Annotated in this window: 6 protein-coding genes; 4 read left to right on the forward strand and 2 right to left on the reverse strand. The window is 62.2% G+C overall.

The window, feature by feature from the left end; genetic code table 11:
* Window positions 1–131: 131 nt before the first annotated feature.
* A complete protein-coding gene (locus RMCN_RS17730; protein WP_067391887.1) occupies window positions 132–1,400 on the forward strand; it encodes a glycosyltransferase in 1,269 nt (422 codons plus the stop codon).
* Between the two features lie 45 nt (window positions 1,401–1,445).
* Here RMCN_RS17730 and RMCN_RS17735 read toward each other — a convergent pair whose 3' ends face one another.
* Window positions 1,446–2,507: an NAD-dependent epimerase/dehydratase family protein gene (locus tag RMCN_RS17735; RefSeq protein WP_067391890.1), complete on the reverse strand. Its 1,062-nt coding sequence runs from the start codon at window positions 2,505–2,507 to the stop codon at window positions 1,446–1,448.
* 481 nt (window positions 2,508–2,988) lie between these two features.
* Here RMCN_RS17735 and RMCN_RS17740 point away from each other — a divergent pair, with 481 nt between their 5' ends.
* Window positions 2,989–3,690, forward strand: a complete 702-nt coding sequence (locus RMCN_RS17740; protein WP_067391893.1) for a class I SAM-dependent methyltransferase — start codon at window positions 2,989–2,991, stop codon at window positions 3,688–3,690.
* 445 nt (window positions 3,691–4,135) lie between these two features.
* Here RMCN_RS17740 and RMCN_RS30850 read toward each other — a convergent pair whose 3' ends face one another.
* Window positions 4,136–4,372, reverse strand: coding sequence for a hypothetical protein (locus RMCN_RS30850; RefSeq protein ID WP_131808580.1), 237 nt, complete (start codon window positions 4,370–4,372; stop codon window positions 4,136–4,138).
* 556 nt (window positions 4,373–4,928) lie between these two features.
* On the opposite strand from RMCN_RS30850, the gene RMCN_RS17745 reads away from it, so the two are divergent.
* Complete coding sequence (locus RMCN_RS17745; protein WP_067391896.1) at window positions 4,929–5,159, forward strand: MbtH family protein; 231 nt, start codon at window positions 4,929–4,931, stop codon at window positions 5,157–5,159.
* A gap of 35 nt (window positions 5,160–5,194) precedes the next feature.
* Window positions 5,195–8,431 (forward strand): non-ribosomal peptide synthetase (locus RMCN_RS17750; protein WP_131808581.1); only part of this gene is annotated, 3,237 nt, incomplete at its 3' end.

The raw sequence follows: 8,431 nt of genomic DNA on the forward strand, positions 1-8,431 counted from the left end.
CAGCGCCAAATCGCCTAGCATTCACCACGACTCGTTGATCACTACGCGTACACCCACGCCGATCCGAAGTCCACCACGCCACGGGACTCTGTCCGCCCGAGCGTACGGGACATGAAAGGCTATGACTCGCGATGAAATTTGTACTGGCTAGCTATGGAACTCGTGGCGATATCGAGCCTTCGGTGGCGATCGGCCGCGAACTGCAGCGTCGCGGGCACGAGGTGCGCATGGCGGTCCCGCCCGATCTGATTCACTTCGCGAAGTCGGCTGGGCTTTTCACAAGCGCTTACGGGCTTGAGACGCGGGCTTGGCTAGATGCCTACCGCAACTTCTGGACCGCTGTCTTCCGCAATGTCTGGCGGGTAGGGGAGCTGCGCAAGCTGTGGCCCGAGCTCTACGAGCCCCTCGTCCAATGCTGGGAAGAGATCAGCACAACGTTGACGTCGCTGGCGGACGGGGCGGATCTGCTGTTCACCGGCCTGAGCTTCGAACAGCCCGCCGTCAGTGTCGCGGAATACTACGACATACCGCTGGCCACGTTGCATTATCTCCCCGTGCGCGCCAATGGGCAGCTCTTGCCGTTTCTGCCGGCGCCGCTGGGGCGCGCCGCGATGGCGACATACGACTGGGTGGGTTGGCGCATGGATAAAAAGTTAGAAGACGCTCAGCGTCGCCGGCTGGGCCTGCCGAAGGCCACCCGTCCAGCATCGTGGCGGATAGCCGAACGAGGATCGTTGGAAATACAGGCCTACGACGGCGTGTGCTTTCCCGGGCTGGCAGCCGAATGGGCGCAACGAAATTACCAACGGCCCTTCGTCGGCGCACTGACGATGGAATTGCCGACTGCGGCCGACGAGGATGTCGCCGCGTGGGTTGCTGGGGGCTCTCCGCCGATTTTCTTCGGGTTCGGCAGCATGCCGGTGGAATCTCCGGCCGACACTTTGGCCATGATCGCGGATGCCTGCGCGGAGTTGGGTGAGCGAGCCCTGGTGTGCGCGGGCTGGAGTGATTTCGGCGGCGTCGCCGAAGCCGGCGAGGTCAAGGTGGTGTCCGCGGTGAATTTCGCGGATGTCTTCCCGTCCTGCCGTGCGGTCGTGCACCACGGTGGCGCCGGCACCACGGCGATCGGTCTGCGCGCCGGGGTGCCTGCGCTGGTGCTCTCGATGGACGTCAATCAGACGGTTTGGGGGAACCAGGTCAAACGCCTGAAGGTTGGTACCAGCAGGCGCTTTTCGAGCACTACCCGACAAACTCTGGTGGAGGATCTCCGCACCATCCTCGCATCGGACTATGTCGCTCGGGCGCGTGAGCTCGCCAACCGCATGACCAAACCCAGCGAAAGCATCTCCGCTGCAGCCGATCTCTTGGAGGAAAAAGTGCGGTTGGCACATGCGCGCTGATTCCTGACATCAGGCCTTCGCAGATGCGAACGCGTGTTGGATTGATCAAGAAGATATTTCGGGTTCTTCGTCGATCCATTTGAGCAATGCGTGCAGCCCGTCCTGAAGAGTCCACCTAGGACGCCAATGGAGGTCGCTCACCGCCGGTGAGATGACACAACTGGCGGCGCGCACATCACCGTCGCGGAATTTTGAAACGACCATCGGTTCCGGGGCGCCACAGATGGCGGCAATCTCGCGAGCGAGCTCATGGATGGTGGTAGCGGTGCCAGACCCGATGTCGAGGCAACGCTGCTCGGTCGCCGGCTCCTCCACCGCGGCGAACAGCGCATCGGCGACATCTTCGATGAAGACGAAATCTCGCACGATACGGCCGTCTTCGTAGACCTCCAACGTGTGTCGGGCGCGCGCCAGCCGAGCGAAGAGGGCGACTATGCCGGTGTAGGAATTGGTCAGAGACTGGCCGGGTCCGTAGACATTCTGTAGCCGTAGCACGCTGAGGCGGGTGTCGTGCGCGGCCGCCCATGCCGACAACATGTGCTCCTGGGCAAGCTTTGTCGCGGCGTAGATATTCGTCGGCCGGGGTTCGGTCTCGTCTGCACGGCTCGGCAGCGGTACCGCAGGTTCATCAAAGGGCCCCTTGGGATCCCACACGCCTGCCAGCAGCTGGGCGTGACTGCGAGGGCGCGGATAGAAGTTGTTTGCGCCGCATCGCCACGCCCCCTCGCCGTACACGGCCCGCGACGACGCGAGCACGAGCTGGTCGGGCACGAGAGCTGCGCGGCTCAGCGCATCGAGAAGCTGTGCGGTGCCGACCACATTGACCGATCCGTGCCGGGTCGCGTGGGTGAGCGATTGTCCCGTGCCCGTCTCGGCTGCCAAATGGATGATCTGGGAGGGCCGAAACAACCGGAGCACAGCATCCAGATCAGGCGCGTGGGTGACATCGCCGGTGAACATCCTGACGGATGGCGGTAGGTCGATCGATGGGCGTCCGCCGTGCACCTGGGGGTGCAGCACGTCCATGACGGCGACCTCGTGGCCCGCATCCACCAGCCGGCGGACCAGGGCGCACCCGATAAAACCCGCACCACCGGTGACGAGCACGGATGTTGACAAGAGCCGAAGCCTCCGGTTCGTCTGCCGAGCCGAATCAGGTGACCATCACCCGATTTCGGGAGAGTCGGCTGGTCGATACTATCCGGAACTCATTCGGCATTACCAAGATTGTCGTTCACGGACTGAGCACCGAGTGAGCGGCGTTGCGGCGGGCGGGGATCAGCGTCTGCGAAGCTCGACCGGTCGATGCGTTGGTCTCTGAAGATCCGTGCCCTGTGTCTCGCACCATGCGCGACTTGCTCTAGACTCTGGATTTCACGTTGAAGGCGCCGGGGTTGGGTTATGTTGTTGGGCAGCTGAGCCGGGCAGGGCGATGCTGCCGCTTTCATTTTCGTAAGTGTCGACGGAAACGGGAAGGCCCGGATCACACGATGACGTTTGTGCTGGCATCCATCTGCTTGTCCTCCACCGCAGGGAGAAACGCGCCGGTGTCGCGCCAGAGCATCCAAACACCGGGGAGGATTGTCGCGTGAACCGCAAGAAGGTCGTCCGGCGGGCGCTTGACGGACGACCGAACCCCGTTTATCTGGAGATCGGTGTCAAGCGCGGAGCCGCGTTTCGAGGCGTCACCGCCGACCAGAAGATTGCCGTCGATCCGGCTTTCAGAATACCGCCCCTGTATCGCCGGCTCGCCGAGGCGAAGGCGCGGGAGACCCATTACTTCGAGGTGACCAGCGACGCCTTCTTTGCAAACGAGGCGGAGTTCCTCGAGCAGCGCCGCGTCGATGTAGCTCTGATCGATGGGTTACATACTTATGCGCAGGTCTTGGCTGATGTCGAGAACACGCTGCGCTACTTGAAGGACGACGGCGTGATCGTCGTGCACGATTGCAACCCAGCCCTCGAATCGATCGGCTATCCCGCCGAGTCGATCGCCGACTTCTCTGCCCAGCACCACTGGTGGAATCTTCTTTGGAGCGGCGACGTTTGGAAGGCGATCGTCCACCTGCGGAGTACTCGAGACGACCTGCGAGTCGCGGTACTGAAGTGTGATTTCGGCGTGGGGATCATACGGAAGGGACCGCCGGATTCACGGCTGCCCTACACCGTGGAGGAAGTCCAGGCGCTCGGCTACTCCGATCTCGCGGCCGACCGGCGGCGCTTGCTCAATCTGAAACCACCGTCGTATCTTCGCGAATTTCTGGCCACGGAGCGCGAGAGTAAGAGGTAGCCGGACGGCGAGTGCCGCACCGGTCCCAATAAGCGAGCAGCAGCGAAATGAACCACCCCAACCGACGTTGGCTGGGGCGGCTCCAGGGGTCACGACCGCCCCAACGGTGTCATCGGCATTGGCGTAAAGCGTCCGATCGGTTCTTTGGCGAGCGGCCGTGGCGGTGAAGCCAGGAGAGACGTAAACCGCGCTTTTATGGCGTTCGGTGCGTCGCCCACTCGGCAGCATCGACCGGGGCAGTTGAAAAGCCGGTCATTGTTCATCGGATCTTCACGATCTCCCGACTATGTGGATTCGTGCAGATTTCGAGTCGTCGATATACTGATCATCAATCACGCCCGTGTAGACGTTATGCTTCAGAAATAATCAGTACACTGCCACATGCTGGACACACGCTTCGCGTAATTGACTTGTGAGAGCATTGTGATCGTTCGCTGAGTGGCTGTTAATGGTTTTGATAGCCGAGGGCGCTTCGCCGCAGCGGATCGAATTCGCTCGCCAGGATCAGCATTAAAACGACGAATGTAATCGTGACTGTGTGGCTCATTGTTACGGTTGCTGGGCCGTTCTCTGCCACCTCCCGATAATCGCTGGACGCAATTTTTCTTGATTTGTGTGGCAGGCAAACCGCGAGCTGCGAGAAATTCGGCGACCAGGGCAGCCGTGCGTCGTTCAGTTCCATAACGATAAATGTTGTCCTCGAGCCGGGTGATGATCGCGGCGGGTCATGCAGGGCGCTGCCCTGCGTATACTCGGCGAGGGCGGGTACCCCTTTGCGGATTGGCGCGCGACGTGGCGCACCTGGAGGTACCCCGATTGCCGTGGGCCGGGGGATCGGACCCCTCGACCGCCGCCGCTCGCTCCAGGTTGTAGCGCCGCCGGCCGAGGGTCGGCGTCTTTGATGGCCAGATTTTCGTCCAACCCGACAATCAGCTGTCAACTTGGTTAGCGGCATCAAGATCGCCTTCGCTCGCGGATAGTTCACTTGAACTGAGGAGTTCGAAGGAGCCGAATAACGACCCACTTCGGGGTCCAACCGATCGTTGCAGGTCGTGGCCTCGGCGAGCGCTACAGGCCGGTCTCTGAGGTAGGCTCAAATTGCGAACTGCGTCACTGAGATGGTTTACTGGGGCAGCGTTGGGAACCATGCCAGGGACTTTGCCGAAACCCTGTCCGACTCCGTCGGCCTCCAGTATGGTGGAACGGTTCCTGACGAAGTCGACAAGGTCTGGAGTAACGTGAGCATCAACCCGTTCGATGACGACAATGGCAGTTTTTTTGTCTTGGTCAACGACGAGGAGCAACACAGCCTATGGCCGGCCTTTTCCGACGTCCCTCCGGGCTGGCGCGTCGTTTACGGTGAGGCCGACCGGGCAGCATGCCTGGAGTACATCGAGCAAAACTGGGCCGACATCCGACCTAAGAGCCTGCGCCAGCGCCTAGAAGCCGGCGGAGCGCTCGATAAATAGGCTGTCTAACTCTGCGGACTTATTGGGGGAGTCGGATGAATCTCGATGACCGCGCACTCCCGCTTACGCGGGCACAATTAGACATTTGGCTTGCGCAGGAAACCGGTCGCTCCGGCACGGATTGGCAGGTTGGTCTCCTCGTGAGAATCGGCGGCTCGGTCGAACATGATGCCCTCGAGTGGGCAATCCGCCGTGTGGTGCAGGAAGCCGAGCCTTTGCGGATTTCCTGCTTCGAGGAGAACGGCCAGGTTTTCCAAAAGGCGTTTGATTACCCCGACGTCGAACTCGCATTCTATGATTTGAGCGGCTCGCGCCATGCCGTGCAAGACGCCCACGAGATGGCGTCGGCAATCCAGCGCACCCCAATGCGACTGACTGGTCCGTTATTCAAATTTGCGCTGTTCCAGACAGGTTTCGAGGAATTCTATCTGTTCGCGTGTTTGCACCACATCGTGGTGGACGGCGCCGGCATCGCGATGGTTGGCCAGCGGATCGCGACGGTATATTCGGCAGTAATTTCTGGCGAGCCCATCCCGCCGGCCTTCTTCGGATCGTTGAAGGAATTCGTGGACTGCGAGCTCGATTATGAAGCTTCCTCGGATTATGACGCCGATGAGGCGTACTGGAGCAGGAACCTGCCGCCGGCAAGTGAGCCCCATTCGCGGTTGCCAGAAGCCGTCGCAGAGCGGGATGCCCACCAATTCTCCGCACCTGTGCAATTGGATCAAGTGGTCCTTCGGCGGGTTGAAGAGTTGTCCCACATGTGGAACATGCCCCGGTCTTCGGTGCTCACCGCCGCGTGTGCGCTGATGGTGCGAGGACGCAGCGGTGAGGGCTCGGAGGTCGTGCTCGACTTTCCCGTCAGCAGGCGAGTGCGTCCAGAATCGAAGACGCTACCCGCGATGGTTGCCGGCGTTGTGCCGCTGGTGTTGAAGGTTTCACCAGCATCTACAGTCTCCGAATTCTGTGAGCATGTGGATACTCGCCTGCGGGAAGCGCTGCAGCACCAGCGTTTTCCGGTGGAAGCCCTCGCGCGCCACACCCATCCTGCCCACGTAGGACAGCTAGCCGAGAGAGTGGCTGTCGACTTCTTTCCGACCGCGTTCGCTCTGGATTTCGGTGGTGTCACGGCATCCGCGACGATGACGAACTCCGGCCTCCCCGGCAGGTTCGGGTTGGTCTTCTCCGGTGTCGGTGACCAGTTGTTCTTGAGCACATTGGGGGTGGGCCAGACATTCGCGGATCTCGACGCCGCTGAGCTGGCGGCGCGGTTGCAGCGGGTGCTGATGACGATGACCTCCGATCCCGCCAGGCGGTTGTCGTCGATGGATGTGCTTGATGCAGCTGAGCAGGGTCAGTTGGCGGAGTGGGGAAATCGAGCGGTGCTCACCCGACCGGCCGAGAACCAGCTCTCGATTCCGGACTTGTTCGCCACCCAGGTAGCCGCGGCACCGGATGCCGTGGCCCTGGTTTGTGGAGAGCGCTCATGGACTTACCGCGAACTGGATGAGGCGGCGAACCGCTTGTCGCACCTGCTGGCGGGCTACGGCGTCGGGCCGGGTGCGTGTGTGGCGCTGCAGTTCTCTCGGTCCGCCGAGGCGATCATGTCGATGTTGGCGGTATTGAAAATCGGGGCGGCCTATCTGCCCATTGACCCGGCGGTGCCTGTGTCGCGGATGCAGTTCATGATCGCCGATGCCGCACCAATGGCTGCGATCACGACCGCTGCGTTGGCCGATCGACTGGACGGTTGCGATCTGCTGGTCCTCGATGTCGATGATCCCCGCATCGACACCCAGTCCAGTACCCCGCTGCCGGCACCGGCCGCGGACGACCTCGCCTACATCATCTACACCTCCGGCACCACGGGTGTTCCCAAGGGGGTGGCGATCACCCATCACAACGTCAGCCAGCTGATGGCTTCACTGGATGCCACGTGCTTGCCGCAAGGTGCAGGGCAAGTTTGGTCTCAGTGGCACTCCTATAGTTTCGACATCTCCGGCTGGGAGATCTTCGGTGCGCTTCTGCGCGGCGGTCGACTTGTGGTGGTGCCCGAGACGGTGGCGAGCTCTCCTGAGAAGTTTCGCGCTTTGCTGGTGACCGAGAAGGTCAGCGTGCTGAGCCAAACGCCGTCGGCCGTCGGGATGCTCTCAACGGAGGGCCTCGAGTCGGTAGCACTGTTGGTGGGCGGCGAGGCATGCCCGGCCGATGTGGTCGATCGGTGGGCGCCCGAGCGGGTGATGATCAACGAATACGGCCCAACCGAGACCACTATGTGGGTGGCGCTCAGTGCGCCGCTGACAGCGGGATCGGGTGCGCCGCCGATCGGCTCGCCGCTGCCGGGCACAGCATTGTTCGTACTCGATGCGTGGTTGCGGCCAGTGCCGGCAGGCGTCATAGGGGAGTTGTATGTAGCGGGCGCCAACGTCGGGTGCGGCTATTGGCGACGCTCGGGCCTGACCGCATCGCGGTTTGTGGCGTGTCCGTTCGGCGCTCCAGGGGCGCGGATGTATCGCACCGGCGATCTGGTGTGCTGGGGCGTCGACGGCCAATTGCAGTATCTGGGCCGAGCCGACGAGCAGGTCAAGATCCGCGGCCATCGCATCGAGCTCGGTGAAATCCAGAGCGTTTTGGCAGAACTAGACGGAGTGGAGCAGGCCGTTGTGGTGGCCCGCGAGGACCGTCCCGGCGGTAAGCGGCTGGTTGGCTACATCACCGGGTCCGCGGATCCGGCTGAGGTCCGTTCCGTGTTGGCCGAGCGGTTGCCGGCCTACATGGTCCCAGCCACGGTCGTGGTGCTGGACGTTCTGCCGTTGACGGTTAACGGCAAACTCGATAAACGGGCGTTGCCAGTACCCGAGTACCAGGACGCTGACAAGTACCGGGCTCCGGCCAACTCTGTGGAGGAGATCCTGGCCGGCATTTACGCCCAGGTGCTGGGATTACAGAGAGTCGGGGTCGACGACTCGTTCTTCGAGCTCGGCGGAGATTCGCTATCGGCGATGCGCCTCATCGCGGCGATCAACGAGGGCCTGGAGGCCCACCTTTCGATACGCAGTGTGTTCGAAGCGCCCACCGTCGCCGAGCTGGCAGTCCGTCTCGGTACCGGCGAGGATCTTCTGGAGCCGCTGCTGCCGGTCGAGCGGCCGTCGGTGGTTCCGTTGTCGTTTGCGCAGAGCCGGTTGTGGTTCATCGATCAGTTGCACGGGCCGTCGCCGGTCTACAACATGCCGGTGGCGTTGCAGCTTGACGGGCGGCTGGATGTCGAGGCG

It is taken from the genome of Mycolicibacterium novocastrense (assembly GCF_001570485.1).
Taxonomy (GTDB): Bacteria; Actinomycetota; Actinomycetes; order Mycobacteriales; family Mycobacteriaceae; genus Mycobacterium; species Mycobacterium novocastrense.

Excerpts from the sequence above, each read along its gene's own strand:
- RMCN_RS17730 (WP_067391887.1), top strand. The coding sequence starts at position 132 with ATGAAATTTGTACTGGCTAGCTATGGAACTCGTGGCGATATCGAGCCT.
- RMCN_RS30850 (WP_131808580.1), bottom strand. The coding sequence starts at position 4,372 with ATGGAACTGAACGACGCACGGCTGCCCTGGTCGCCGAATTTCTCGCAG.